Genomic DNA, 24,592 nt, shown 5'->3' with positions numbered 1-24,592 from the left:
TTACAAGCCGATCAATTGATCAACAACGGGGGAATCGTTCACGTACATGAACTCGGAGGTGAAGAGCGCCGGTCGTATCCTCGACATCCTGGAATATATGGCCGAACGGCGGGAGGCGGTGGCCTTGTCGCAGATCATCAGGGATCTGACGCTGCCAAAAAGCAGCGCGCATGGGCTGGTCCAGACGCTCGCCGCGCGCGGCCATCTCGTGCAGGATGCAGCCGGACGCTACATGCTGGTCGAGGCGGGCCGGCATGGTTTTCCCTTCCGCCGCCACGAGGAACCGCTGGTGGTCACCGCCACGCCCTTCATGGAACGCCTGCGCGACCTCTCCGGCGAGACGGTATTGCTCAGCACCATGAACGCCCATTGTGACGTCCGCAGGCTGGCAAAGTGCGTTAGCCTCCATCCTGTGCGTTATGATGTGAATTTGGACGCCGCAATCACCGCCTATTGCACAGCAACCGGCCGCGTCATGCTCGCCCACGCGTCCCAGCAGACTGTGGAGGATTATCTCGCCCGCGTGCGGTTTCTCTCCTACACCCGCTATACCGTCACCGAGCTTCAGGACATCCGCGATATCCTAGCCAAAGTGCGCCGCGACGGATATGCGATCAACGATCAGGAGTTCGTCACCGGCTCGACCGGCATCGCAGCCCCGCTCTTCCACGCCAACGGCAGCGTCGTTGCCGCCCTCAATCTCGGCACATTGACCAGCCGTTACGTCGAACGCCGCGAGGCGCTCCTGCTGATGTTGCGCAGCGCTGCGGACGAGATCAGCCGCAGTCTTGGATATAGGGCGAAGACATGACTATGAGCTGTGTCGTTTCCGGTGGCGCTAAACCGGATTTGGTGAATAAGCACACTTCTCGCGCCAAGCGACAGGCGTCATGTCGGTGACGCGACGGAACTCGCGATTGAAATTCGATTTGGTCTGAAAGCCGGCTTCCAGCATGATCTCCGTCACGGATTGATCCGTTTCCGCAAGGAGCCGGCACGCCTCGGCGATGCGATAGTCGTTGACATATTGCGAGACGTTTTTGGCCATAGTCCGGTTGATGGCGCTCGATATGCGCCGCGACGGCATCGCGGCCCTGCGGGCCAGACGCTCAAGATTGAGATTGGCGTCGCGATAGAGCTTTTTCTCCTGCATCAGCTCATGAATTTTGGCAATCGTATCCTTGTCTTCGGCGGGGTCGTACGGAGGCTCGATATCCGGAGTTTCGGCGTCTGTGGAGCTCCGGCTGGCAGCCGCTGCAGCAGCCCCGAGTATGAACAGGCCAAGAAGATTGGCGATACTGACGATCATGCCGACATGCGCGCCATGGGTCCACCCGAAATCAAATAGCACCAGCGCATCGATCATCGCCGAGAAGCACAATGCAGCGGCAGCAAAGACAAGCGCGCGATGGGCCGGCTGCGCAGCCTCGAATGACGCCAGACGCAGTGCGTCAGGACCAGGTCGGACAAGCCAGAGCAAGGCCAGGGCATAGGCGATTTGAATGAGGATCATCGCGATATCGATGGCCTCAGGCCAGACAACGACCAGCACGGCGACGACCACGGCGGGAAAGCTGTAGAAGCCTAAAAGAGCTGGCCAGCGCCTGGGACTATCTACGCCCAGCTTGCGCACGCCGGCATAAACCAGCGGCGGCATAACCGTTGGGATAACGAGCGCCAGATAGCCAATCCACTGCAGACCGTAGCCCAAGCGCAGCCCGACGAGAACTGATTGTACGGCGCAAAGCAGGACCAGGACGAGGAACGGGCGGTTTGCCGCGAGTTCGTCATCGCGCCGCACCACCGCCACAAACAGCAGCAGGAGCAGGAGAGCGACGACAAACGGGAGCGGCACGAACAGCATGAGACCCCTTCCTCGGGCAAACATATTCGCCGTCACTATGGCCTGACTCGCGGCTTCCGGCGATCCAGATCGCGATCCGAGACGTGCTAAATCATGATCGAGGTCGCTCCAGACGCTTCGGCGGCGGACATTGACGCTATAAACGTCTGGAGACCTCACCATGAATGCTGAAGCGAATATCGCAACGCGGCTTCGGTCACTGTCGATCGACCGCGACGTGCCCCCTCCCCGAGGCACGCTCCCTATCCGCCGCTTCCGGATGCTCGGTATGACGGTGGTAGGCATCGCGTTAGCACTTGCGGCAGCCGCCTATGTCAGGCCGCCATCTACCGATGCGCTTTGGAGAGCTTTCGTAACGGGAACCATCGCCGAGCCGGCAAAAGAGGCCGACTCCTCTTCACAAAGCAAAGCCCTTGCCATCCAAGAACAATCTACAAAGCCACTGCCCCAGGCCGTTATCGGTTCCGGCTATGTCGTTGCCGCACGGATGATCACCCTGCGGCCGGAGATCGGCGGGAGAGTGGTCGACCTGCCACTGGATGTCGGCGATCATTTTGTCGCGGGACAGGTCGTTGCGCGTTTGGATACAGCGACGGACGAGATCGAGCTGCGGATCACCAAATCGCAGGCCGTCGCTGCCGCCGCTGCGGCACGCCGGGTCGAGGTCTCGCTGGAACAGGCTCGCAAGACGCTGGAGCGCACCAAATTGCTCGTCGAGCGGGGCGCTGCCGCGACCAGCAGCCTCGATGCCGACAGTCTGGCTGCTGTGCAATTGACCAGCGATCTGGACGTTGCGCGGCAGACGGCCGAGACCGCACGACTACAGGTGGAGAAGCAGGAAAGAACCCTGTCGCTCCACCAGATTGTTGCACCATTTGACGGCGTGATCGTCGCCCGGCTAGTCAGCCTGGGAGATATGGTTGCTTCGGGAACGGATGGCGGTGGACCGAGAGACGGGATCGCAATCCTTCTCGACCCGGACTCCCTGACCATCGACGTCGATATCGCACAGTCAAATGCCGCGCGGATACAGCCCGATCAGACGGCACTCGCCATTCTCGACGCGTTTCCTGACCGGCAATTCAAAATGCGGGTGCGGACGATCGTGCCGGCAGCTTCATTGCAGAAAGGCACAGTGACTGCGCGGCTGGAGTTCCTGACACCGCCCTCTCGCGCGCTGCCGAACATGGCGGCAAAAGTCACTTTGGATGCTCCAGACCTTCAAGCGGACATGGATGGAAGAGGATTTTGAGATGGACGACAGCAACAGCGTATCGGCGCCGGAAGACGGCAGCATTTCGATCAACAATGTGCGCAAGGACTACCGGATCGGAAAGAACAGCGTGACGATCTTTTCGGATCTGACCATGACCATCCGCGGCGGCGATTTCGTTGCGATCGTCGGTCCGTCCGGTTCCGGCAAGTCGACGCTTCTGAACCTCATCGGCGGCATCGATCGCCCCGATGCCGGCGACATCAATTTCGGACATGTGCGCATCGGCCGAATGAGCGAAAGCGCTCTTACAAAATGGCGAGGCGCCAATGTCGGCTTCGTGTTTCAATTCTACAATCTGATGCCGATGCTGACGGCAGAGCAGAATGTCGAGCTTCCGCTGCTGTTGACGAGCCTGACTGGACGCCAGCGCCGTGAGCGGGTCGAGACGATCCTGTCGCTTGTCGGTCTCACCGACCGGCGCAAACATCTGCCATCGGAACTTTCGGGCGGCCAACAGCAGCGCGTGGGAATCGCCCGGGCGCTCGCAGGCGATCCGAAGCTGCTGCTCTGCGACGAGCCGACCGGCGATCTCGATCGCGATTCCGCCGAAGACGTGCTTGCCATGCTGCGCATCCTCAACAAGGACCTCTGCAAGACCATCGTCATGGTCACCCATGACGACACCGCTGCGCGTTCCGCCAAGCGTGTCCTGCGCCTGGATAAAGGTCGATTTGTCGAACGGGAGGCCGCGTAACCGTCATGGGCCGCTTCACTCTCATTTGTCGGAGCATGGCACGTAAGCCGACTCGCAGCGTGCTGCTGATCGCGAGCATTGCCATCGCCTTCTTCATCTATCTCGTCCTGACGAGCTTCGAACACGGTTTTCTCGGTGGCGAGGTGGATTCAGAGCGGTTGGTTGTGACCAACCGGATCGGCGACGCCCAGCCTTTGCCGATCAGCTATTACGACAGGATCCTGGCATTGCCCGATATCGCCGGGGCGACATACATGGCTCGCAGCCGTGCGACCTATCAGACGCCGACGAATTTTCTGGGCCTGACGGCCGTAGAGCCCGGCAGCTTTGCGGCCTTCATCGGCGATCAATACGATATCCCCGCCGACGCGCTTGCCCGCTTTAGTCAGATTCGCAACGGCGCCATCGCAGGCCGCAGCATCGCAACACAAGAGGGTTGGGTGCTTGGGCAAAAGATCACGCTGAATACGTCAAGTTTCTTCAAGGCCGATGGCAGCTCGGACTTCGAAGTTGAAATCGTCGGCATATTGGATGGCAAGCAATCCGCCGACACGCATTTCGTCACGGCGCGGTACGACTACATCAATTCCGAGCGCAGCATTGACCGCGATACCGTCAGCAGCTTCGGCGTCGTGCCGAAAAATGGTGTTCGCCCCGACGACGTCATCAAAGCCGTCGACGCCCTGTTTGCCAATTCCGCCTACGAGACCCGGACGCAGACGGAGGCCGAGTTCATGAAGGCCTTCATCGCACAGTTTGCCGATATCGCAACCATCGTGCGTCTGGTGGTTGGAGTGGCGTTCGCAACCATTTTGATGATCGTGGCCAACACCATGTTCTTCGCCATCCGCGAGCGAAAGAAGGAAATCGGCGTATTGAAGGTGCTTGGCTTTTCGCGGCGCTTCATTCTTTGCAATGTCCTGGCGGAGACGTTCGCCTTGTTTGCGATAGGCCTTGGCTTGGGTCTCGGCTTTGCCTTTACCGCGATCATGTTTTTGCGAGAGCCGCTCCGCACGATCGTGCCGGATCTCGTGCTCACTCCCCCGATCGTTCTCGGGGCAACCGGCCTGGCGGTGCTGCTGGCCCTGGCAACGGGTGTTGCACCGGCCTTCAATGCCATCAGAGTGCCGCCCAACGCAGCTTTGAGAGAAAGATGAGACTATGAGCTCGATCATCAACCAATCCCTGGCTCTGACCACATCCAATCTGAAATCGCTCCGCCGCCGGATATGGACTTCTCTTTCGCTGGTATTTTCCGTTGCGATGGTCGTCACAGTTCTGCTTGGCTTCCTGGCAATGTCGAATGGCTTTCGCACATCCCTGTTGCAAGCCGGCTCCGGGGACATCGCCATCGCTCTTGGCAAAGGAGCGGCGACGGAACTCGGCAGCCGGATCGAACCGTCTCAGCTTCATTATCTTGATGGCGTCACCGGCATCGCAACCGATGCGGCGGGGGCCCCGGTGATATCGCCGGAGATGGTCATTCCGGTGGAGGTGCCGGAAAAGTCCGGCGGATTGCTTTCCACACTGTCCTTGCGCGGTATCGGGCCGTTTGGCCTCAGCGTGCGTCCCAATGTCAGGATTGTTCGTGGCCGGATGTTCAATCCCGGTACCAGCGAGATCGTCGTCGGTCGCCGGCTGAGCCTTGATTACAAAGGACTGGAGATCGGCGAGCAACTGACACTCGGCACATCGAAATGGACCATCGTCGGTATTTTCGACGCCGGCGGATCGGTCTTCGAATCCGAGATGTTGGCGGATATCGGCGTGGTGCAGACGCTGTTCAACCGCCCCAATCTGATCCAGAGCGTCAGGATCAAGCTCACCAACCAGGAAGTTTTGCCGGCGCTGCAATCCATGGCGGCGCATACACCGCAGATCGGGCTGACAGTGCGGTCGGAACAGGATTATTTCGCGGGGCTTGCGGAACGCACGTCGAAGCTGATCCTTCTTATCGGCTGGCCGCTGGCGATGACCATGGCCGCAGGCGCAGTGGTCGGCGCGATGACGACCATGTTCAGCTCTGTTTCGGATCGCAGCACCGAGATCGCTACCGTCCGAGCAATCGGCTTCAGCCGGCGTGCCGCCTTTGCCGGCACGTGGATAGAGTCAATGATGCTGACCTGCCTTGGCAGCGTGATCGGCATTGGCTTTTCCTATCTCGTCCTGAACGGTTGGACCGCTTCGACGATGAGCGCCGATCATACCCAGATTGGATTTCAACTGACCCTGTCTCCCTCACTGGTAATGAAGGCCGTTTGGTTGTCGTTGATCATCGGCGCTATCGGCGGCGCATTGCCGGCAGTGGCTGCAACACGGATTCCATTGCGACTGGCAATGAGCGGGCGAACATAGGCCGGCTGACGGGGCGCAGGCGCAGCAATGCTACTTCTTCGCTTTCATCCGCCTCAGCTTTCGGTCGGCCATCAGGAGAAGGCCCTTGAGTTCTGGTTCGCGCACGCGGCTTGCGGCTTCGATGAAGGAGACCCACTCACTGCGGCGCTGACCCCTCTCCGGAAAGTCCTCGCAGGTCTTTTCGACTTCCAGAAGGTGCAGTTGGACGATGCAGGGAACACGGTGGCCGTCGGCGTGTTGCTTCAAGTAGGTGAAATAGCCGAAAGGTTTCTTCTTGATCTTGCCGCGCACGCCGGCTTCTTCGAAGGCCTCTATGGCGGCAACCTCGTGCGGCTTTTTCCCTTTTATCGGCCAGCCCTTCGGAATGACCCAGCGCCCGCTTTCGCGGCTTGTGACGATGACCACTTCTGCCGTACCAAATTCGGGATGTTTCCGGTAACAGATCGCCGCATATTGCTCGTATATCGGACCGTGAAACAGCGCATCCGCATGGGAGGCAAGATCAGACAGAAATCTGTCCGATCCACCGGAGGATTTTGTCTGCTCTGAGATCAAAGGTGCCATGCCGTCAGCCACCCCTGACCGAGCCGCGCCATACGAGATCGGCATGAAGGCGAATGGCGTGCGCTCGTCCTTGCGAGTTTGCACCCTCCTTGCTGTCGAGCCACAAGACTGCCTCCTGCGCGATCGTGGCGAGCGGTTGGGCAAAGGTCGTCAGTTGATAGGATGCCCAGGAGGCCTGCTCGATATCGTCGAAACCAGCGACACACAGTTGGTTGGGGACGGAGAGGGAAAACTGGTTGCGGGCGGCATCCATGAAGCCGCAAGCAAGAAGGTCGGTCGCGCAGAAGACGGCATCCGGCCGCTGGCTCTGAGTGAGAAGCCGCTGCGCCAGAACTCTGCCGCTCTCATAGCTGGTCCAGCCATAACGCTCGACGATCACATCCAGGCCATGCGTCCTGGCCGCGGCGACGAAGCCCTTCTCCCTTGCCATGAGACTTGGCGTGCCGGCCTCCGAATTGGCCAAGGCGAACTTGCGGCAGCCGGCGCGAAGGAAAGCCGTCACGACACGGCTGGCGGCCTCTTCGTCGTCGAGATTGATCCGCAACGGTCCATCTTGCTCGTCATCGCGATTGATCAACACCAGTCGCTGGCCGCTCTTCAGGCAGAGCTGCGTGATAGACTTATCGGGCATACCCGAGAGGATAATCGAGGCGTCGGCGCGGTAGCGGATCGCCTGGCGCAGTGCCAAGTCGACACTGCCGTCCGAAAGATCGGTGTTGACGAGCATGGCAATCTTACCCGCGCTCTGCAACTGCTCGGTCAGCGCCTTGATCAGACCGGAGCGATGCGGAGTGGCCATGTCGGATACGATCAGGCAGACAATCCCGCTTTCGTTGCGCATCAGCCCACGAGCGAGATGATTGACATGATAACCCAGTGCGTCGGCCGCCTCGAGCACCTTCCGGCGCGTCTCGGGCGACACGCTCGCTCCCGGCGTGAACGTGCGCGACACAGCCGAGCGGGAGACACCTGCGCGATCCGCCACCTCCTGTGCGCTCACGAACACTTTCTGCGACACACGGCCCTCCTGCTCCTGCGACTCTGCCAATTTTGCAATTGCGTGCATCATCCTCTGAGCCGTTGCCGTGACAGTTTTGTGAAGAAAGCTGTTGATAGTTGACGGAGGTTATGCGGCATTTGCACGCGCTTGCAAGATGGCCGAATGCGGAGGTGAGAATGCGTGTTTGGTGAAGTGCCAGTCGGCGGTACCGAACAAGTTTCATCTCGGCGCTACCGGTTGCGCGGTTAAAAGCGACGTGATCAATCATAGTCTTCAGTTCCGCCCCGCTCGCTGATCAGCGGCACGAAAATCACGGCACCGAGAGTTTGGGTCGTAAAATCATCCGGGCCTTTTCTGACTATTTTCAGAAGCGTCTGCCTGCCCTCCTCCGGCCCAACCGGGATAAGCAGCCGGCCACCTATGGCCAGTTGTTCTTTCAGGGCCTGCGGCACTTCCGGTGCAGCGGCGGAGACAAGGACGGCGCCGAAGGGCGCAGCTTTCGGCCATCCCCTTGAACCGTCTCCACAATGCAAATCAACATTGTCGTAGCCGAGACGGTGCAGCCGTTCGGCTGCTCCTGCCGCCAGAGAGGCGTGGCGTTCTACGGCAATGACATGAGCAGCTATGCGGCTGAGGATAGCGGTCGCATAGCCAAGTCCCGCGCCGATTTCGAGCACCGTGTCGTCGCGCTTGACTTCGGCTGCCTCGATCATCAGCGCTACCATATAGGGCTGCGAAATCGTCTGCCCCTTGCCGATCGGCAGGGGGCAGTCGTTATAGGCAAACATCTCGAAGCCCTTCTCGACGAACATTTCCCGAGGCACCAGGCGCATAGCATCCAGCACCGCCGGGTCACGAATGCCGCGCCCGGCGATCTGCTTTTCCACCATACGAAGACGCGCGCGCATCGCCGGCTGTCTCAACGATCGAAACACGCTCAGGTTCACGCTGTTTGGCTATGCTCGCCACCGTGACGCGAAATGCTTCTCAACGCTTCGCCGGCGACACCGTTGCCGTGGGCTACGGCGATATCGCCGAGCGAGAGGATACCGACCAGTCGCTTGCTATGATCCAGCACCGGCAGACGCCGAACCTGGATATTGCCCATGTTGCGGCAGACCTCGTCAATCTCCTGATCGTCGAAGCAATATTTGACCTCCGATGTCATTACATCGCGGACCTTCGCGTCCGGGCCTTTGCCCTTGGCGATGCCGCGGATGGCGATATCACGATCGGTGATCATGCCGACCAAGCGATCATGGTCGCCAACCGGCAGGATGCCGGCATCGAGATCTGCCATCGTCTGTGCGGCCTGCAGGATGGTCTCGTCGGGATTGGTGATGCGCACGTCGTGCGTCATGGCGTCTCGAACTTTCATTGGTTCCTCCATGATCGGACGCCGTGTCCGGCCCTTAGGCGCAGGACACATGTCTCCAGCGACCTTAGATCGGGCGGCGCCCGGCTCCCCATTGGTCGCAGCACCCTCTTCTGAGGGCCCGCTACAACAACAAGCGAGGCGTCGATCTGTTCCAGACCGCATCGCGATATTCGGAATTACATCTCGAATTCGTCGTCTTCACCGGCAGAAAGCAGATCTACGAGTTCAGCCACCTTGCCGCTCGGCAGCGTCCTGCCCTCGCCGATCAGGGCCTCATCATTGTTGACCCAGGCCCAGGCTTCCGCGAGCTCTCCCAGCGTTGCGCCGGTCGCAGACACATCCGCCATCAGTGTTTCATCGATAGGTCCAAGAACGGAGACGATATCTTTTGCGGTTATGGTCATGCGCGTTCTCCTGAGATTTCATAGTGGGTGGGCCATCGGCAAAGCCCTTCTCATCTCCTCGAAGGCGGAACGAAATCCTTCCAGCTTTGTTCCGGCGTTCGAGATCAGCCATGAAAGGGATGCGAGGAGGGTGCGATGCCGAGCACAATGATCGAGATCATGCCTTTGAACCCCACATGGATGGATATCGCGACACGCCTCCTGCTGGTCATCGCCGCCGGCGCGCTGATCGGCCTCAATCGCGAAGCCGGTGGCCATGCCGCCGGGTTTCGGACGACGATCCTGGTTGGGTTGGCGGCATGCCTGACGATGATCCAGGCCAACTTGCTGCTTTCCATGACCGGCAAAACATTCCAGTCTTTCGTCTCCATGGACATCCTGCGCTTTCCGCTCGGCGTACTGACCGGCGTCGGCTTTATCGGAGGCGGCGCGATTCTCAAGCGCAGCGATTTGGTCACCGGCGTGACGACGGCGGCAACGCTCTGGATCATGACGGCGATTGGGCTGTGCATCGGTGGCGGACAGCTGGTGGTCGGGTCCGCTGGAGCCGTTGCGGCCTTTATTGTGCTGTCGCCTTTCAAATGGTTCGATGAGCTGATACCGCATCGGCAAAGGGCGCGCGTGGTGATCGAGCTGGCGGGCAGCGCCGATATCGCAAAGATCCAAACACTCTTCGATCCAATCGGATATTCATTCTGTTTTATCGCCAAGTCGATAAGTGCGCCCGATGCTGCGGTTCATGCCTGCTATCAAGTGGGGTGGAAGCATGCGGGCATCAGCGGCGGCGCGTCGGAACTTCTGGCCGCCGTCGAAGAGCGCTACAAGGTCGTGTCTTTCGAGATGATGACAACGACCACTTGACCATGCATGCCCAAGGATGGCCGCCGGGGAACATTCTTGGCCGGCGATGGTTTGCCCTGCGAATGACAGGAGGATGCCATGGTCAAAATCAAAGGGACGGAAACGAAAGATAAGCCCTCCGCTGAAGCCGATATCCGCAGGTGGCAAGCACTCGAGCAGGCTGCGGGCGGTTCTGGAGATATCGACGGTCCGGGCGAGGACAAGCCGCAAGCGAAACACGTTTATTCCGAACCGGGCACAGACGATGCCCGGTCGGCAGATACTCCCGATTATGACAGGCAGCGCCGCCAAGCCTCGGATCCAGCCGCCAGCCGGATTGCCGAGGCGGTCAAGGCTTCGCGGCCGCGAGAGCGTCACATAATGCGCAATGCCGCCATGCTGGCAATTGGCGGCCTCGCCGGCTTTTTACTGCATGGAGTTCTTAAGGGGCGATAGGCGGCGGCCGAAAGCAAACATACGGGTATGGAACCTTATGGCCTTTTCCTTGTTGGGCCTCATGGCTTCAATGAAGGAGGGCGTCATGCAACGTCAGCACAAGGAACATAGCGCCGCGACACCGCACGCGCGGCCTGCCGAAGAGAGAAACCCATTCAAGGTCTCCGAATCGCAGTGGCGGCCTGATGCCGAGATTCGCGCAGAAATCCATGAGAGATTGAATGCAGACCCGTTGCTCGATGCCACCGGCATCTTCGTTTCCGTCAGCAGCGGCCGCGTTCTCATCGAAGGATCAGTCGAAAACGACGAGGCCAAGCGACGAGCCGAAACCCACTCCCGTCAGGTGAGCGGCATTAGTGGTCATGACAGCAATCTCTGTATCCGCAAGCCGCGATAGAAGCGAAGACAGACATGCGCACATTGCTGATCATCATTCTGGCATTGATGGTGGCCTCGGTCCTCAGCATCATCGTCATTAAACCGTTCGCGACCGGAAACAATCAGGATTCGACCGTCGCCCAGACGACCATCGAGCAACCGGAACCGAAGCCATAGGAGCATCACTTGGCTGGCGGTGTGTTGCTTCCCTGCTCGTCCGGCACGTTGCCGGGCGGTATGACCGGCATCGTGCCGCCACGTGGTGCTGGCTTTTCCATTGCGTTGTCTCCTGTCGCCGGCGGTTTCAGCACACCGTCGCAGTTTGAAAGTTTTTGTCCGGCGCTATCCTGAGGGTGCGGTGTCGTCTGTCCACCTTCGGTCTGGCTTCTGGCATCGGGGGCATTGCAATGGTCGCTGTTCGGCATTTGTTGCGCGGACATGCCTCCCGGTATCGCAATCATCAGCGCTGCGATGAGTAAAAACCGCCCGTTTGGCCGGTGCGATACTTCAGATCTGCGTGGAGATGATGGTGTCGACGTCGATCGTGCCGCTGACGACACCACGCTCGTGATGTGTCCTGTCATTGTCTACCTCGAAAACGGTTTATTGCTGCGATTGGAACAGCCGACAGAGCTTCAGGCTCTCGTCCATGTTGTCTATCGTTGAAAAGTGTAGGGCTGCAGACCGGATGGATCAGAAGCTCGCCTGCCATTTCGTCGGCCATGGAGAGAAAACGGAAAAATCTCCATGTTCTCCAGCACCATCATGTCCGTTTGGCACGGCCTGCAACTCTATTGGCTAACGTCCGGTGGCGGCCGATGTTCCGGCTTAATTCAAGGCACCGATCTCAACGTCAACGTGGCGATGAAATCACGCTGGAACCAGATGCGCATCGTTGCCCCGATGCCAGGACAGCGCGAAGAGAATGGTGCAAGATGCTGAAGTGACTGGACGAAAGCACGGAAATTGAAAACGACCTCCCCGTGAAAGGGAGGCCGTTTCCGTATTTTCAGATGGTACCGACGGCGTCGTTATTCGGCAGGTTGCAATGCGGGCACATCGACATCGCTGGTCAATTGTCCGGCCATGGCCGCTGAGAATTTCGACTGATCGAGTTCATTCTCCCAGCGCGCGACGACGATTGTCGCCACGGCGTTGCCGACGAGGTTGGTCAGCGCGCGGCATTCCGACATGAAGCGGTCGATGCCAAGGATCAGTGCCATGCCGGCGATCGGAACCGAAGGAATGACGGAGAGCGTCGCGGCGAGAGTGATGAAACCAGCGCCGGTGATGCCCGCAGCACCCTTGGAGCTCAGCATTGCCACCAGCAGCAACAGAATCTGATCACCGAACGTCAGAGGCGTATCGGTTGCCTGGGCGATGAAGAGCGCTGCCAGTGTCATGTAGATATTGGTGCCGTCGAGGTTGAAGGAATAGCCCGTCGGAATGACGAGGCCAACGACGGAGCGCTTGCAGCCGGCGCGTTCCATCTTGTTCATCAGGCCGGGCAATGCGGCTTCCGAAGAAGAGGTGCCGAGCACCAGCAGCAGCTCTTCCTTAATATAGCGGATCAGCGCCAGGATCGAGAAGCCATTGTAGCGGGCGACAGCGCCGAGCACGACGAGCACAAACAGCAGCGACGTCAGATAGAAGGTGCCGATCAGGAATGCCAGGTTGGCAATCGTGCCGATACCGTATTTGCCGATGGTGAAGGCCATGGCGCCGAATGCACCGATCGGCGCGAACTTCATCAGGATGGACACCATACGGAAAATCGGCGCCGTCAGCACCTGCAGGAAATCCTGCACCGGCCGGCCGCGTTCGCCGACTGCGCCGAGCGCGATGCCGAAGACCACCGAGAAGAAGAGGACCTGGAGAATGTCGCCCTTGGCGAAGGCGCCGACGATCGTGTCCGGAATGATGTTCATCAGAAAGCCGACGACAGAGGCGTCATGCGCTTGCGCCGCGTAGTTGTTCACAGCCTTCGTATCCAGCGTTGCCGGATTGATATGCATGCCGGCGCCCGGCTGCAGGACGTTCGACACGATAAGGCCGACGACCAAGGCCAGCGTCGAGAAGACAAGGAAATAGAGGAGCGCCTTGCCGACGACGCGGCCGAATTTTTTCAGGTCCGACATGCCGGCAATGCCGGTTGCCACCGTCAGAAAGATGACCGGCGCAATGACCATGCGCACCAGCTTGATGAAGGCATCGCCGAGTGGCTGCAACGATGCGCCGGTTTGCGGATAGAAATGCCCAAGCAGGATACCGGCGGCGATGGCGGCGAGAACCTGCACATAGAGATGCCGGTAAAAGGGAAGTTTGCCGTGTGTTTCGGCAGCGACGGGTACAATCATGATTATCCTCCGTTGTGCCCAACCGATCCCTCGGTCCTCCGGGCAACGACCAATCTTCAACAGCCTCCGACTGTTTGGCGTGACGGTGCAACAGGCGTGCCAGATCAAGGGTATTCTCATATGCTATTGATTTTAAACATATTTTATGATGGCGGCGTGGGTGACGCTCCAGATTTGTGCGGCAATCCGCACAGATTGAATTGCGGCCCGCGCGAAATCATGCACAATGTCATGATGCTGCAGCGGCCGCCCATCGAACGATTTTCGACGCCAGAGCAACTCAGCCGACGTTCTCGCCGGGTCTGGTTGATCTTTACGATCTTCTGCGCGCTCGTCATCGCGGCCGCACTCTATGGCGCGGGCGTTTACGGCCGCGTGACGGCAATCGAGGCATTGCAGGGCCAAGGTCGCACCGATGCGAACCTGAAGGTCGCGTTGCTGAGAGCCGTCCTTGAACGCCCCCGCGCCTTGCCATTGCTGTTGGCGGACGACCAGCAGGTGCGCGATGCGCTCGCGGCGGCAAAGGGCGATGCCGTCACAACGCTCGACCGCAAGCTCGAAAGCCTCGTTTCCGGTACCAAGGCCTCCGTGCTCTACGTCACCGGCAAGGACGGGGTGGCGATCGCATCGAGCAATTGGCGCGAACCGCTGAGCTTCGTCGGCAACGACTATTCCTTCCGCGACTACTTCCGCCGGGCGATGGAGACGGGAACTGCCGAGCATTTTGCGCTCGGCAATGTCAGCAATCGCCCCGGTCTCTACATCTCCCGTCGTGTCGGCGATGCCGATGGGGCGCTGGGTGTCGTGGTCGTGAAGATGGAATTCGACCAGCTCGAAGCCGATTGGCGCGAAGCCGGCCGTCCGGCCTATGTGACCGACGAGCATGGCGTCGTGCTGATCACGAGTATTCCGTCCTGGCGCTTCATGACGGCGTCACTGCTGTCTGCCGACAATCTCGCCGCTATCCGCAAGAGCCTGCAATTCGGCGATGCGCCGCTGACACCTCTGCCGATCGCACGTCCCGAAGCCATTGGTCCGGATGCCACGATCGTGCGCGCAGTCCTACCGGGTAGCAGCGCTGCGGAATACCTGCGCCTGACGACATCGGTCCCCTCCACGCCTTGGCAGTTGGACTATCTCGTTCCAACGGATCAAGCGATTTCCGCCACCGTTCGCGAAACGCGCTTCCTCTCGCTGACCGTGCTGTTACCAATCCTCGCGATTGCCGCCTTCCTGCTGCGGCGCCGCCATGTGTCGGCGATGCAGATCGCCATCAGCAGAATTGCGCGCGAGGAGCTGGAACGACGCGTGCTGGAGCGCACCGAAGATCTCAGCCGCGCCCGCGATCGTCTCGAAGCGGAAATTTCCGATCACCGCGCGACCGAGGCGAAGCTGCAGGTCGTGCAGCAGGAACTGGTGCAGGCCAACCGCCTTGCGATTCTCGGCCAGGTCGCCGCCGGGGTCGCCCATGAGATCAACCAGCCAGTCGCGACCATCCGTGCCTATGCCGACAATGCCCATATCTTTCTGGAGCGAAAACAGATCGCGCCCGTGAAGCAAAACCTTTCCTTCATCGCGGCCCTGACCGAGCGGATCGGCACGATCACCGAGGAGCTGAAGGCATTCGCCCGCAAGGGGCGTAGCGCACCGGAGCCGGTGGAACTCAGGAGCGTTATGGAAGGCGCCGTGATCCTGCTCAGAAGCCGTTTTGCCGGCCGACTCGATGCGCTGGCGATCGATCTTCCGCCCGCCGGGTTGACGGTCATCGGCACGCGGGTTCGCCTCGAGCAGGTGCTGATCAATCTCTTCCAGAACGCGCTCGAGGCATTGGAAGGCCGTGACCAGGCAAAAGTCGAAGTCTCGACGCGCGACACGAAGGAGAGTGTGGAGGTCGTCGTCTCCGACAATGGCCCCGGCATTCCGCCGGCGATCCTCCATTCACTGTTCACGCCCTTCAACACGTCGAAGGAAAAGGGCCTCGGCCTTGGTCTTGTCATCTCCAAGGACATCGTCGCCGACTATGGCGGCCGCATCGACGTTGAAAGCAGCGAGACCGGCACCCGTTTCACCATTCATCTGCGCAAGGCGATTTCATGAGCGACGTTTCAAGTGTCTTCCTGGTAGACGATGACAAGGACTTGTTGAACGCAACGAAACAAACGCTTGAACTCGCGGGCTTTTCCGTCTCTGCTTTCTCCACCGCGGCGGATGCGCTCGGAGCGCTGGACGCAGGTTTTGCCGGCGTGATCGTCTCCGATATCCGCATGCCGCAAATGGATGGGCAGCAGCTCTTCAGCCGCGTCAAGGAGCAGGATGCGGACCTGCCGGTCATCCTGGTCACCGGTCATGGCGATATCCCGATGGCGGTGAAGGCGATCCAGGACGGCGCCTATGATTTCCTCACGAAACCCTTCGCGACCGATCGGTTGGTGCAAAGCGTGCGGCGAGCGGCGGAAAAGCGCCGGCTCGTTCTGGAAAACCGCGCCCTTCGCATTGCGGCCGAACAGGCGCAGGGCGATCTGCCGTTGATCGGCCAGACGCCGGCGATGGAGCGGCTGCGCCATACCCTGCGGCAGATCGCCGATACGGATGTCGATGTGCTGGTGACCGGCGAGACCGGCAGCGGCAAGGAAGTGGTCGCGAGCCTGTTGCATCGCTGGAGCCGGCGGGCGACAGGCAATTTCGTCGCGCTCAATTGCGGCGCCCTGCCCGAGACGGTCATCGAAAGCGAGCTTTTCGGCCACGAGCCTGGCGCCTTCACCGGCGCGCAGAAGAAGCGTATCGGCCGCATCGAACATGCAAGCGCCGGCACGCTGTTTCTCGATGAGATCGAGAGCATGCCGCCGGCAATACAGGTGCAGATGTTGCGTGTCCTGGAGATGCGCGAGGTGACACCACTCGGCACCAACGAGGTCCGCCCGGTCGATCTTCGTGTCGTCGCTGCGGCGAAAGTCGATCTCAGCGATCCGCGCCAGCGTGGCGATTTCCGGGAGGATCTCTATTACCGCCTCAACGTCGTCACCATCTCCATCCCACCGCTACGCGATCGGCGTGATGATATCGCCCTGCTCTTCGGATACTTCGCGGACCGCGCCGCCAGCCGCTTCAAACGCGAAGTACCCGCTATCTCCGCCGCTGTCCGCCGCCATTTGCAGAACCACGACTGGCCAGGCAATGTTCGGGAGCTTTCGCACTTTGCCGAGCGTTTCGTTCTTGGCCTGGAATCGGCGGCTGGGTCGAAGCCAAACGAAATCCCCTCTGCTGATACAACCCTGCCCCTACCCGCCCGCGTCGAGCGCTACGAGGCCGAACTCATCCGTGAGACGCTCGCTCAAAACGGCGGTGACGTGCGCCGGACAATCGAGGCCCTCGGTATCCCCCGGAAGACCTTCTACGACAAGCTTCAACGCCACGGTATCGTCAGGGGAGATTTTGCAGGCTTTGACGGAGACGACCGGCAAAGTCCTGCGTTGAACAAGTCATGAATTGCCAGACAGACTGCGCGTTCGCTCCGGGGCTACGAATACAGGAGAGAACAGGTAGCTGAGCCTTCTCGATGCCGCAGCCGTGATGTGGTCGGCGTCCTTATAAAGCGGCATGCCGTCTTGTGTCGCATCGCAATGCCCGTCGTGGCAGATCGCAGGCAGCGGGTCGACTATGGTTGCACCATACTTGGCTGCGAGGCGGGTTAGAATGGCGCGCGAGAGCACCTGCCGTCTCGCAACGTAGTTCCACGGTGGCGCAACGTCGGTCGATGTATGGGTCATTACGGCCTTGGCGATGGCTTCCGGCATGTAGTGGCCCATTTCCGGTACATCCATGACCAACACTATTTTGGTTCCCTGCCGCGTCAACTCTGCCATCAGACGATCGAGAGATGCCGTCACCGGCGCAGACTTGTCCTGCAATGGTGGCGGCACCGATGGATCGAAGTAGACGCCTTCTTTCGGCAGCTCGGCGTCATGCACATATTTCGGCCAGTAGGCGATCAGGAACACCAGCGGAATGTGCCTCGATGTAACCAGATCGCGGACCGCGGCATTGAAGTCGTCGCATCGCTTCACATCACCGTGAACCGGAAGTTGCGCATCCGGCAACGGCGGACATGATGCGTGCCCTGCAAACAAACCGGAAACGCCGGCCTGTTTTGCGGCCCCATCGATCGCCGGAGACATGGCTCCCGAATGCGAGTCTCCCCAAACGAGGAAGGCAGGAGTGCTTGATCCGTCGACACCGAGCGGACAAAGTTTTCCGGCGCGTATGTCGGACAAAGACGGACCGGTCGTATCGGAGTCAGCAAAGCATGGCGGCACGCCGAAGCGGCTGATGTCGTATGTCGCCGCATAGACCTTCTGCACGTCGGTTGGGAGGCGACCCGGCACGCCGCTGTCACGAATGACATAGTTGCCGAACCCGACCATGGCGACCATGACCACCGCTGCCGCCGCAAACAACGACCTTCGACCCAAGCGGCTGCTACGACCGCGAAATGGCCGTTCGACAAACCGCCACGACAGTGCTGCGAAAACAAGCGAAGCAAAGACGATCAAACCACCCTGGACCAGGGAGAGTTCCCGGCCGGAGACTTCGCGGCTGAACACGATGATCGGCCAATGCCAGAGATAGAGGGAATAGGAAATCAACCCGACGAATACCAGGGGTCTTGCCCGCAACGCCCGGCCAGCCAATCCATATTCAGCTCCGGCATAGATCACCAAGGCCGCGCCGAGGCAGGGTAGCAAGGCCGCCGGGCCTGGAAACGGGGTATGGTCGGTAAAGCCAAACACGGCGAGGGCGATAAGCACTATACCGAGGGCGGCCAGGGCCTCCCGCACCACAGGCCGCGCCGGTCTCGGTATCACGTTGAAGGCCAGCAACGCGCCAAGAAGCAATTCCCAAGCGCGGAACTGCAGCAAGTAGAATGCCGCCGTCGGAGTCCGGAAGACCATCCAGGCACTCGCCGCGAACGAAACGATCAACAGGCCAAGTAGAATGGGTACCATGTAGCGCCGCGCAAATCGGCTGAGTGCTACCAGCAGCAACGGAAACAGAATGTAGAACTGCTCTTCGACCGCGAGCGACCAGGTGTGCAGCAGCGGCTTCATCTGTGCGCCGATGTCGAAATAGCCGCTCTCCTTCTCGAACTGGATGTTCGAGGTAAACAATGCGGCCGCCCTCAGGCTGCGGGCGAAATATTCCAGCTCGACCGGCATTAGAAGCAGCCATGCCGCCACCGAGGAGGCGGCAAGAACAGCAAAGAGCGCTGGAAAAATTCGCCGTATTCGCCTCTCGTAAAAGCGCAAGATGCTGAAATCGTCGCCGGCGATTTCCCCCGAGATCAGCGAGGCCATCAGGAATCCGGAGATGACGAAGAAAACATCGACACCGACGAACCCACCGCTGAAGCCCGGAATACCGGCGTGGTAGAGCACGACGGGCAGGATCGCCAGGGCGCGAAGCCCGTCGATATCAGCCCGGTATCTGAAATGGCCTGGAATAGGCTGGCGCACGAGCTCCGGAGGAGGAGAATCACGCAATACTATGAGATTCAATCTTGGTCTCCGAAGGCCACGAGGGTTCTGCCCCGCGAAGCTGTTATAGCGATGAACTGACGCCAGGCTGAAAAACCGGCCGGAAGCGACTTAAGTCCTGCCTGTATTCGTCTTGTTCAGCCGAATAACTGAGGATTGGCGGACGTCAGAGGTTTGCAAGGGAGACCTGATAGCCTTTGATGAGCGAGGTCGGCGAGGAGAATGGAGAGCGAGCATGACGGACACTGCACTCCACAACGTGGTCAGGCGTGTGGCGTTTCTGAACCTCGGCTATTTCTGTGTCGAGTTTGTGGTGGCGCTGTCCATCGGTTCGGTGTCGCTCTTTGCCGACAGCGTCGATTTCCTTGAAGACGCGTCGGTCAACCTCCTGATCCTGATGGCACTCGGCTGGAGCGCCCGCAATCGCGCCCGTGTCGGCATGGCCCTTGCTGCGATCCTGCTCGTTCCCGGACTGGCAACCATCTGGACCGCCTGGCAGAAATTCATGACCCCGGTTGCGCCGGAACCCTTGCCGCTGTCACTGGCGGGCCTTGGCGCTCTCGCCATCAATCTCTCCTGCGCTATGATGCTGGTTCGCTTTCGCGAGCACCGCGGCAGCCTTACCCGCGCCGCTTTTCTCTCGGCCCGCAATGACTCACTGGCCAATGTCGCCATCATTGCCGCAGGTCTCACGACCGCATTTCTCTGGAACTCTGCCTGGCCGGACCTGATCGTCGGCATCGCCATCGCAGCCGTGAACGCCGACGCGGCGCGCGCGGTCTGGACGGCGGCCAGAGGCGAGCAAAGTGCGGCCGCGTGAGGCGAGGTGCTCACGCGGTGCACTTGGAGCCCGAACCTAGACGCCCGACGCGCGGGCGATGCTCGGCTGAGACGCCAATTGCGCTACCGCGTCAACCGTTCGATCCAGGACGGTCATTGCCTGTGAGATCAGGCCATCAAGCGCATCAGCGCTGTTACAAGCCTGCACGATCAATGGCGCACTCAGGCATATTCTTAAGGCGCTTGCCGGCATGTCGCCGAAATCGGCACAACGAACGGGCTGACCGAGGCGCACCGGCACAAGGTCACTGTGTTCGACGGCTAGATTCTTGTAGACCGCGGCGGTCTCCGTCGCCGTCAGGATGCCACCCCGTTGGGGATTACATAGATAGAACGAAAAGATCGACGGTATGTCGTCCCATCGCGCAGCATTCGATCCGTCCCATAAACGCTTCCGGTCTATCGGCCGCGTGTCGAGTAGTTCAAAGGCGCTGTCTTGTTTGAGCCGCTCTCCGACCGCCTCAGCGAACGCGGACAGCACGGCAATCACCTTTTCCTCGGGCACACCGACGAAGCGCTCAAGCTCGAACAGAGCCGCCTTCCATCGCAGCAAAAGGCCGAAATTGGCGCGATGCGGCAGCACGTCCCGGGCCGCCCAGCCCTCCGGCCAATCCGCTTTCGCGCAATAATCGGCAAGCGCCGCCGGCAAAGGCCGCTGCTTCAGGCGATCCGACATCCGAGGCGAGCACAATAGCGCCCCGCTGAAAATCGGACCGGCGAGGAATTTGGAACCAGTGACCGCCACCAGGAAATCATGCGCGAGATAGGCGCGGATCGTTGCTGCGGAGACGCGAAACTGGCACGCGTCGATCATGATATCGAGCATGGCGCCAAAACGCGCTTTCAGGCGGAAAACCGTTTCAAGTCCCGGCGCAAGCAGGCTGGTCTTCGAAACATCCGTGACAACCAAAAGGCATCTGAGGCCTGCAGCTCGGGCAAGTTCGATCAGGCCCTTCAATTCGAACTCGACCTCTTCTTCGCTCCGAAGCGTACCGTCCGCATTGCGCACAGCGACCGACGTATTTCGCGTGCCATGTCCGGGGCTCAGTTCCTCGCCCTTGCCAACGGAGCGATCGCTGCTGACGCGGCTCATGAAATGGCGGCCGGACGCCGCGGCCATGACCCCGCTCCCGGTCTCGTTGCCCATCAGCGTTATGGTCATCAAAGTTTGATCGTCTTGGCGCGCAAGCAGCGCCGCTGCGAAAAGATGGATATCGGTGCCCGACGTCGCCATGACGGCATCCACCCGCGAAGATCCTGGGTTCTGATCGAGGCCGAGCAGGAGCAGCAGGTTTGCTCGCAACTGTGCAATCTCCCGCGCATAGATGTCGGCGGCGGGGCGGCTTTCCATTTCGCGCAAAAGGTCCGCGTAGTAAGCCTGAACCGCCGCGAAAGCCGGTGCGGAAATGGTCGATGCCGTCGAAGAGCCGAAGGCCAAGTCCTGCGGCCGGGGCGATGGCCCGTGACCATACATATTAAGGCCGGTCGCCGGCTCGCACTCCAATCTCTCGTCTCCCCCGGAGATCAGGCAATTGAGAAGCGCATCCCTGCCCTTGCCGGACTGCTCGAACGGCGCGCCTGCGGTCTCGGCCGCTTTGCTGCTCAGGGCGAGGCCGGGCGCGCAGTCGTCAAAGGTCTTCAGCATGCGGGAGCATTCCTCTTCAGTCCTGTTGTCGAAGCGCGTTGAAGCGCCTCGCTGTCCACTCAGCCCGTGCGATAGTTTCGGGCATGGAACATTAGGACAAACAAGATGGAGCGAGGCTGACTTGCCGGCTGGATAAGGATAGTGGCCGCGAAGAGGCGGGCACAGCACTGCCTCTCGATTGACGGGGCCGGCGATTGCTCGCGTGTGAAGCCCTGCCTCATCTCAGCATGGGAATTCGACCAACCCGGCTTCTAACTTTTTCGAAGCTCAAAACGAAAAAGCCTGCCGCGGGAGGAGGTGCGGCAGGCTTTCCGAAAAGAACCGAACAGTAGCTGGGAGGAGGAGTGCTACCGTTCCCGCAGACGACCTTGGGAGGAGGATAAGGACGCCTGCATCACGAAGGGATGCGGGAGGAGGTGCATCACTTCGATGACTGTGATCATACCCTCGATTTGCTCAGTTCATAGGCATTTCTTTGCAAGGCAGGCATGCGTTATGCGAAAAGCGGAAAGCTCTATCACCGCAAGCTTTCATCGGGAAAAACCGAAACCATCAGCCGGAAACACATAACAAAAGCGCCCGCTTCGAAGGAAGCAGGCGCTCTCAAAATGTTGAAATCAGATCGACGATATGCCGTTAGCGAACGACCGCTGCGCGGGCGACGTTGTGGATATCACCACGATCGATACCGAGATCGTGCAGTTCGCGCGTGGACATACGGCCCAGTTCGGCCACCGTCTGGCGATACCTGCGCCAATTATTGAAAGAGCGTGCTACGTTCATGATAATCCCCTTTCCTTGGGCATTCGAAGCTGAGCTGCCGTCCATGGCGCTCCAATCGCTTCCATGACAGCTATATAATGTGGGACCCTCGGTTATTGCAGCGCCAAGGCTTCACTGCACCCATGCGCAGGGCGCATAGGTTTCTTCCTCGAATCTGGGGGTTTCCGGACGTGCTCGCCCGCTTGGCAAGGCCATCAAATCTTTCCTGAATGATAGATCGTCCCGCTTCGATGGCTCATCGCCGCAATTTCGGTAGGCTGGATACATCCGGTGCCCGCCTTTTAACTCGCGTCTTCCCTGAATTCGCTGCTTACGACTTGGCGCCGCAGCTCCATATTGCGGCTCCGAATATGGCCACGAAAGCATGTTTGGGGTTGACCTTTATCAGCCCTTTCCCATTCTTGGCCCTAACCAACTATCGGGAATTGCAATCGCAAAAGTTGCCCTGCCAGCTGACGGCGCAGAAAAAATTCGCTGCACGTGTCGCAATTTCATGCAGCCGTTCGTCATAACAAGGAAGACGCCAAGCAATTTGCCATTCCAGGCAATTTCAATTGCCCTATCCTAATTCAAGTCAAGGCAGCACCATGACGACCGACACCCAGACTTTTGCCGATGCGGAGCAGGATATTTCCACCGTGGAAGACCATGGCGCCCGCAATAAACTCGTTATCGCCCTGTTGTTGGTGTCGGCTTTTGTCGTCATTCTCAACGAAACCATCATGGGTGTTGCGCTGCCACATCTGATGGCTGATCTCGACATCACCGCAAGCGCTGCTCAGTGGCTCACCACGGCGTTCATGCTCACGATGGCCGTTGTGATCCCGGTCACCGGATATCTGTTGCAGCGGCTCAATACCCGGCCGGTATTCATTCTCGCCATGTCGCTGTTCAGCGCCGGTACGCTGATTTCGGCGCTGGCGCCGGGGTTCGCAATGCTTGTCATAGGCCGGATCGTGCAGGCCTCGGGCACGGCGATCATGATGCCGCTGCTGATGACGACGGTGATGACCTTGGTGCCGCCGGAATCCCGCGGCAGGACCATGGGCAACATCTCGGTTGTCATTTCGGTTGCGCCCGCTATCGGACCGACCATTTCCGGCCTGATCCTCTCGGTGCTCGAGTGGCGCTGGCTGTTTCTCCTGGTATTGCCGATCGCCCTGTGTGCATTGGCGCTGGGCGCCATACGCATGAAAAACGTGACGGTTCCAACCACCGCGCCGATCGATATTCTTTCGATCGTCCTCTCCGCCATCGGCTTCGGCGGTTTCGTCTATGGCCTCAGCGGGCTCGGCGAAGCGGCGCTTCACCCGCCGGCGGTGTCGCCGTGGATTCCGCTCCTGACCGGCGCTGTTGTCATCGCGGTTTTCGTATTGCGCCAGTTGCACCTGCAAAAACAGGATAGAGCGCTGCTCGACCTGCGCACCCTGACCACGAAGACCTTCACGATCGCGATGATCATGATGGCCGTCCTGATGATGTCGATGTTCGGTGTCTTCATCTTGCTGCCCATCTACCTGCAAAACGTGCTGCGATTGTCGACGCTGCAAACCGGGTTGTTATTGCTGCCCGGTGGGTTGATCATGGGCCTGTGCGCGCCGACGGTCGGGCGCCTCTTCGACAAATACGGTCCAGCGCCGCTGATCATTCCGGGCGCGATCATGCTCAGTCTGGTATTGGCCGGGCTGGTCTTCATACAACAGGATACACCGTTCTGGATGTTCTTGATCGCGCATATCGTGCTCAGCATCGGTCTCGCGTTGATGTTCACGCCGCTGTTCACCGTCAGCCTCGGATCACTGCCGCCAAAGCTCTATTCACATGGCAGCGCGATGCTCGGTGCGACCCAACAAGTCGCCGGCGCAGCCGGCACAGCGTTGTTCGTCGCGATCATGACCTTGCGGGCCGCTGGTCTGTCTGCCGGTGGGGCCAGTGTCCTCGCGGCGACGACCGGGGGCATAAAGGCTGCCTTTCTCTGCGGGACCATCATCTCGTTGGGAGCGATCGCGGCCGCCTTCTTCATCAGGAAGCCGGAACACGGGCCGGGGCCAGCCTCCCACCACTAGACAAAATGATGCGTCTTCCATGCCTTCTCGTTTTGCGGATGGCCGTTCTTGATTTGGAAATGGTCATTCCTATGCCTCGGAGCGTAGTGTTTGCTCGGGAACGCCGGGGTGGAGACTGAGGCAGTCGCAGCAGCCCTTGGGCATCCGTAATTTGGGAGGAA

25 protein-coding genes are annotated in these 24,592 nt (G+C 59.8%); 15 read left to right on the top strand and 10 right to left on the bottom strand.

Translation table 11 applies throughout. From position 1 onward, the window contains the following. The first annotated feature begins 46 nt into the window (after positions 1–46). Positions 47–811 carry an IclR family transcriptional regulator gene (locus FHT86_RS21000; protein ID WP_133709413.1) on the top strand — a complete coding sequence of 255 codons (765 nt, stop codon included), beginning with the start codon at positions 47–49 and terminating at the stop codon, positions 809–811. Between the two features lie 27 nt (positions 812–838). Here the strand turns inward: FHT86_RS21000 and FHT86_RS20995 are convergent, their stop codons facing one another. Then, entirely contained in the window at positions 839–1,864 is a 1,026-nt protein-coding gene (locus tag FHT86_RS20995; protein WP_133709412.1) for an AraC family transcriptional regulator, read from the bottom strand. Between the two features lie 160 nt (positions 1,865–2,024). On the opposite strand from FHT86_RS20995, the gene FHT86_RS20990 reads away from it, so the two are divergent. From FHT86_RS20990 to FHT86_RS20975, 4 genes are read left to right on the top strand one after another with little or no spacing between them, the layout of a single operon-like run. Next, positions 2,025–3,116 carry an efflux RND transporter periplasmic adaptor subunit gene (locus FHT86_RS20990; protein ID WP_133709411.1) on the top strand — a complete coding sequence of 364 codons (1,092 nt, stop codon included), beginning with the start codon at positions 2,025–2,027 and terminating at the stop codon, positions 3,114–3,116. Position 3,117: 1 nt separating this feature from the next. Continuing rightward, entirely contained in the window at positions 3,118–3,834 is a 717-nt protein-coding gene (locus FHT86_RS20985; RefSeq protein ID WP_133709410.1) for an ABC transporter ATP-binding protein, read from the top strand. Positions 3,835–3,869: 35 nt separating this feature from the next. Next, the gene (locus FHT86_RS20980) at positions 3,870–4,991 is read left to right on the top strand and encodes an FtsX-like permease family protein (protein ID WP_246779597.1); all 1,122 of its coding nucleotides are present in this window, start codon (positions 3,870–3,872) and stop codon (positions 4,989–4,991) included. 4 nt (positions 4,992–4,995) lie between these two features. Further along, positions 4,996–6,189: an ABC transporter permease gene (locus tag FHT86_RS20975; RefSeq protein WP_133709408.1), complete on the top strand. Its 1,194-nt coding sequence runs from the start codon at positions 4,996–4,998 to the stop codon at positions 6,187–6,189. A gap of 30 nt (positions 6,190–6,219) precedes the next feature. Here the strand turns inward: FHT86_RS20975 and FHT86_RS20970 are convergent, their stop codons facing one another. From FHT86_RS20970 to FHT86_RS20950, 5 genes are all read right to left on the bottom strand, one after another. Then, entirely contained in the window at positions 6,220–6,753 is a 534-nt protein-coding gene (locus FHT86_RS20970; protein ID WP_133709407.1) for an NUDIX hydrolase, read from the bottom strand. Positions 6,754–6,757: 4 nt separating this feature from the next. After that, positions 6,758–7,771: a substrate-binding domain-containing protein gene (locus FHT86_RS20965; RefSeq protein WP_133709406.1), complete on the bottom strand. Its 1,014-nt coding sequence runs from the start codon at positions 7,769–7,771 to the stop codon at positions 6,758–6,760. A gap of 242 nt (positions 7,772–8,013) precedes the next feature. Next, complete coding sequence (locus FHT86_RS20960; RefSeq protein ID WP_133709405.1) at positions 8,014–8,661, bottom strand: protein-L-isoaspartate(D-aspartate) O-methyltransferase; 648 nt, start codon at positions 8,659–8,661, stop codon at positions 8,014–8,016. A 35-nt stretch (positions 8,662–8,696) separates the two neighbouring features. Further along, positions 8,697–9,131, bottom strand: coding sequence for a CBS domain-containing protein (locus tag FHT86_RS20955; RefSeq protein WP_133709404.1), 435 nt, complete (start codon positions 9,129–9,131; stop codon positions 8,697–8,699). 176 nt (positions 9,132–9,307) lie between these two features. Continuing rightward, entirely contained in the window at positions 9,308–9,535 is a 228-nt protein-coding gene (locus FHT86_RS20950) for a hypothetical protein (protein ID WP_133709403.1), read from the bottom strand. Positions 9,536–9,670: 135 nt separating this feature from the next. On the opposite strand from FHT86_RS20950, the gene FHT86_RS20945 reads away from it, so the two are divergent. The 6 genes from FHT86_RS20945 (at position 9,671) to FHT86_RS20915 (ending at position 12,151) form a co-directional block, all read left to right on the top strand. Beyond that, complete coding sequence (locus FHT86_RS20945; RefSeq protein WP_133709402.1) at positions 9,671–10,396, top strand: MgtC/SapB family protein; 726 nt, start codon at positions 9,671–9,673, stop codon at positions 10,394–10,396. 78 nt (positions 10,397–10,474) lie between these two features. After that, positions 10,475–10,831 carry a hypothetical protein gene (locus FHT86_RS20940; RefSeq protein WP_166656892.1) on the top strand — a complete coding sequence of 119 codons (357 nt, stop codon included), beginning with the start codon at positions 10,475–10,477 and terminating at the stop codon, positions 10,829–10,831. Positions 10,832–10,916: 85 nt separating this feature from the next. Beyond that, a complete protein-coding gene (locus FHT86_RS20935; RefSeq protein ID WP_246779596.1) occupies positions 10,917–11,228 on the top strand; it encodes a BON domain-containing protein in 312 nt (103 codons plus the stop codon). A gap of 14 nt (positions 11,229–11,242) precedes the next feature. Then, a complete protein-coding gene (locus tag FHT86_RS20930) occupies positions 11,243–11,386 on the top strand; it encodes a hypothetical protein (protein ID WP_166656891.1) in 144 nt (47 codons plus the stop codon). A 225-nt stretch (positions 11,387–11,611) separates the two neighbouring features. Next, complete coding sequence (locus tag FHT86_RS20920; RefSeq protein WP_166656880.1) at positions 11,612–11,875, top strand: hypothetical protein; 264 nt, start codon at positions 11,612–11,614, stop codon at positions 11,873–11,875. Between the two features lie 81 nt (positions 11,876–11,956). Continuing rightward, complete coding sequence (locus tag FHT86_RS20915; RefSeq protein WP_166656890.1) at positions 11,957–12,151, top strand: hypothetical protein; 195 nt, start codon at positions 11,957–11,959, stop codon at positions 12,149–12,151. Between the two features lie 89 nt (positions 12,152–12,240). On the opposite strand, the gene FHT86_RS20910 is transcribed toward FHT86_RS20915, so the two are convergent. Continuing rightward, entirely contained in the window at positions 12,241–13,566 is a 1,326-nt protein-coding gene (locus tag FHT86_RS20910; RefSeq protein WP_133709400.1) for a dicarboxylate/amino acid:cation symporter, read from the bottom strand. Positions 13,567–13,800: 234 nt separating this feature from the next. On the opposite strand from FHT86_RS20910, the gene FHT86_RS20905 reads away from it, so the two are divergent. Together FHT86_RS20905 and FHT86_RS20900 are read left to right on the top strand one after the other, a co-directional pair. Next, complete coding sequence (locus FHT86_RS20905; RefSeq protein ID WP_133709850.1) at positions 13,801–15,663, top strand: sensor histidine kinase; 1,863 nt, start codon at positions 13,801–13,803, stop codon at positions 15,661–15,663. Further along, the gene (locus FHT86_RS20900; protein WP_133709399.1) at positions 15,660–17,051 is read left to right on the top strand and encodes a sigma-54-dependent transcriptional regulator; all 1,392 of its coding nucleotides are present in this window, start codon (positions 15,660–15,662) and stop codon (positions 17,049–17,051) included. The genes FHT86_RS20905 and FHT86_RS20900 overlap by 4 nt, the downstream gene beginning before the upstream one ends. Here the strand turns inward: FHT86_RS20900 and FHT86_RS20895 are convergent. Further along, positions 17,046–19,109, bottom strand: coding sequence for an acyltransferase family protein (locus tag FHT86_RS20895; protein WP_133709849.1), 2,064 nt, complete (start codon positions 19,107–19,109; stop codon positions 17,046–17,048). The two genes, FHT86_RS20900 and FHT86_RS20895, sit on opposite strands and share 6 nt — an antisense overlap. A 223-nt stretch (positions 19,110–19,332) precedes the next feature. On the opposite strand from FHT86_RS20895, the gene FHT86_RS20890 reads away from it, so the two are divergent. After that, positions 19,333–19,917 carry a cation transporter gene (locus tag FHT86_RS20890; RefSeq protein ID WP_133709398.1) on the top strand — a complete coding sequence of 195 codons (585 nt, stop codon included), beginning with the start codon at positions 19,333–19,335 and terminating at the stop codon, positions 19,915–19,917. Positions 19,918–19,953: 36 nt separating this feature from the next. On the opposite strand, the gene FHT86_RS20885 is transcribed toward FHT86_RS20890, so the two are convergent. Further along, positions 19,954–21,582, bottom strand: coding sequence for a hypothetical protein (locus FHT86_RS20885; RefSeq protein WP_246779595.1), 1,629 nt, complete (start codon positions 21,580–21,582; stop codon positions 19,954–19,956). 636 nt (positions 21,583–22,218) lie between these two features. Continuing rightward, the gene (locus tag FHT86_RS20880) at positions 22,219–22,365 is read right to left on the bottom strand and encodes a DUF1127 domain-containing protein (protein ID WP_133709397.1); all 147 of its coding nucleotides are present in this window, start codon (positions 22,363–22,365) and stop codon (positions 22,219–22,221) included. A 587-nt stretch (positions 22,366–22,952) separates the two neighbouring features. On the opposite strand from FHT86_RS20880, the gene FHT86_RS20875 reads away from it, so the two are divergent. Continuing rightward, positions 22,953–24,431, top strand: a complete 1,479-nt coding sequence (locus FHT86_RS20875; RefSeq protein ID WP_133709396.1) for an MDR family MFS transporter — start codon at positions 22,953–22,955, stop codon at positions 24,429–24,431. Positions 24,432–24,592 lie beyond the last annotated feature (161 nt).

It is taken from the genome of Rhizobium sp. BK313 (assembly GCF_014193655.1).
In the GTDB taxonomy this organism is placed as follows: Bacteria; Pseudomonadota; Alphaproteobacteria; order Rhizobiales; family Rhizobiaceae; genus Rhizobium.
This window is presented reverse-complemented; position numbering and strand designations above follow the sequence as displayed.

Excerpts from the sequence above, each read along its gene's own strand:
- FHT86_RS20900 (WP_133709399.1), top strand. The coding sequence starts at position 15,660 with ATGAGCGACGTTTCAAGTGTCTTCCTGGTAGACGATGACAAGGACTTG.
- FHT86_RS20955 (WP_133709404.1), bottom strand. The coding sequence starts at position 9,131 with ATGAAAGTTCGAGACGCCATGACGCACGACGTGCGCATCACCAATCCC.
- FHT86_RS20910 (WP_133709400.1), bottom strand. The coding sequence starts at position 13,566 with ATGATTGTACCCGTCGCTGCCGAAACACACGGCAAACTTCCCTTTTAC.
- FHT86_RS20915 (WP_166656890.1), top strand. The coding sequence starts at position 11,957 with ATGTTCTCCAGCACCATCATGTCCGTTTGGCACGGCCTGCAACTCTAT.
- FHT86_RS20980 (WP_246779597.1), top strand. The coding sequence starts at position 3,870 with ATGGCACGTAAGCCGACTCGCAGCGTGCTGCTGATCGCGAGCATTGCC.
- FHT86_RS20880 (WP_133709397.1), bottom strand. The coding sequence starts at position 22,365 with ATGAACGTAGCACGCTCTTTCAATAATTGGCGCAGGTATCGCCAGACG.
- FHT86_RS20970 (WP_133709407.1), bottom strand. The coding sequence starts at position 6,753 with ATGGCACCTTTGATCTCAGAGCAGACAAAATCCTCCGGTGGATCGGAC.
- FHT86_RS20975 (WP_133709408.1), top strand. The coding sequence starts at position 4,996 with ATGAGCTCGATCATCAACCAATCCCTGGCTCTGACCACATCCAATCTG.
- FHT86_RS20930 (WP_166656891.1), top strand. The coding sequence starts at position 11,243 with ATGCGCACATTGCTGATCATCATTCTGGCATTGATGGTGGCCTCGGTC.
- FHT86_RS20985 (WP_133709410.1), top strand. The coding sequence starts at position 3,118 with ATGGACGACAGCAACAGCGTATCGGCGCCGGAAGACGGCAGCATTTCG.
- FHT86_RS20960 (WP_133709405.1), bottom strand. The coding sequence starts at position 8,661 with ATGCGCGCGCGTCTTCGTATGGTGGAAAAGCAGATCGCCGGGCGCGGC.
- FHT86_RS20950 (WP_133709403.1), bottom strand. The coding sequence starts at position 9,535 with ATGACCATAACCGCAAAAGATATCGTCTCCGTTCTTGGACCTATCGAT.
- FHT86_RS20905 (WP_133709850.1), top strand. The coding sequence starts at position 13,801 with ATGCTGCAGCGGCCGCCCATCGAACGATTTTCGACGCCAGAGCAACTC.
- FHT86_RS20990 (WP_133709411.1), top strand. The coding sequence starts at position 2,025 with ATGAATGCTGAAGCGAATATCGCAACGCGGCTTCGGTCACTGTCGATC.
- FHT86_RS20995 (WP_133709412.1), bottom strand. The coding sequence starts at position 1,864 with ATGCTGTTCGTGCCGCTCCCGTTTGTCGTCGCTCTCCTGCTCCTGCTG.
- FHT86_RS20885 (WP_246779595.1), bottom strand. The coding sequence starts at position 21,582 with ATGCTGAAGACCTTTGACGACTGCGCGCCCGGCCTCGCCCTGAGCAGC.
- FHT86_RS21000 (WP_133709413.1), top strand. The coding sequence starts at position 47 with ATGAACTCGGAGGTGAAGAGCGCCGGTCGTATCCTCGACATCCTGGAA.
- FHT86_RS20940 (WP_166656892.1), top strand. The coding sequence starts at position 10,475 with ATGGTCAAAATCAAAGGGACGGAAACGAAAGATAAGCCCTCCGCTGAA.
- FHT86_RS20935 (WP_246779596.1), top strand. The coding sequence starts at position 10,917 with ATGCAACGTCAGCACAAGGAACATAGCGCCGCGACACCGCACGCGCGG.
- FHT86_RS20945 (WP_133709402.1), top strand. The coding sequence starts at position 9,671 with ATGCCGAGCACAATGATCGAGATCATGCCTTTGAACCCCACATGGATG.
- FHT86_RS20875 (WP_133709396.1), top strand. The coding sequence starts at position 22,953 with ATGACGACCGACACCCAGACTTTTGCCGATGCGGAGCAGGATATTTCC.
- FHT86_RS20890 (WP_133709398.1), top strand. The coding sequence starts at position 19,333 with ATGACGGACACTGCACTCCACAACGTGGTCAGGCGTGTGGCGTTTCTG.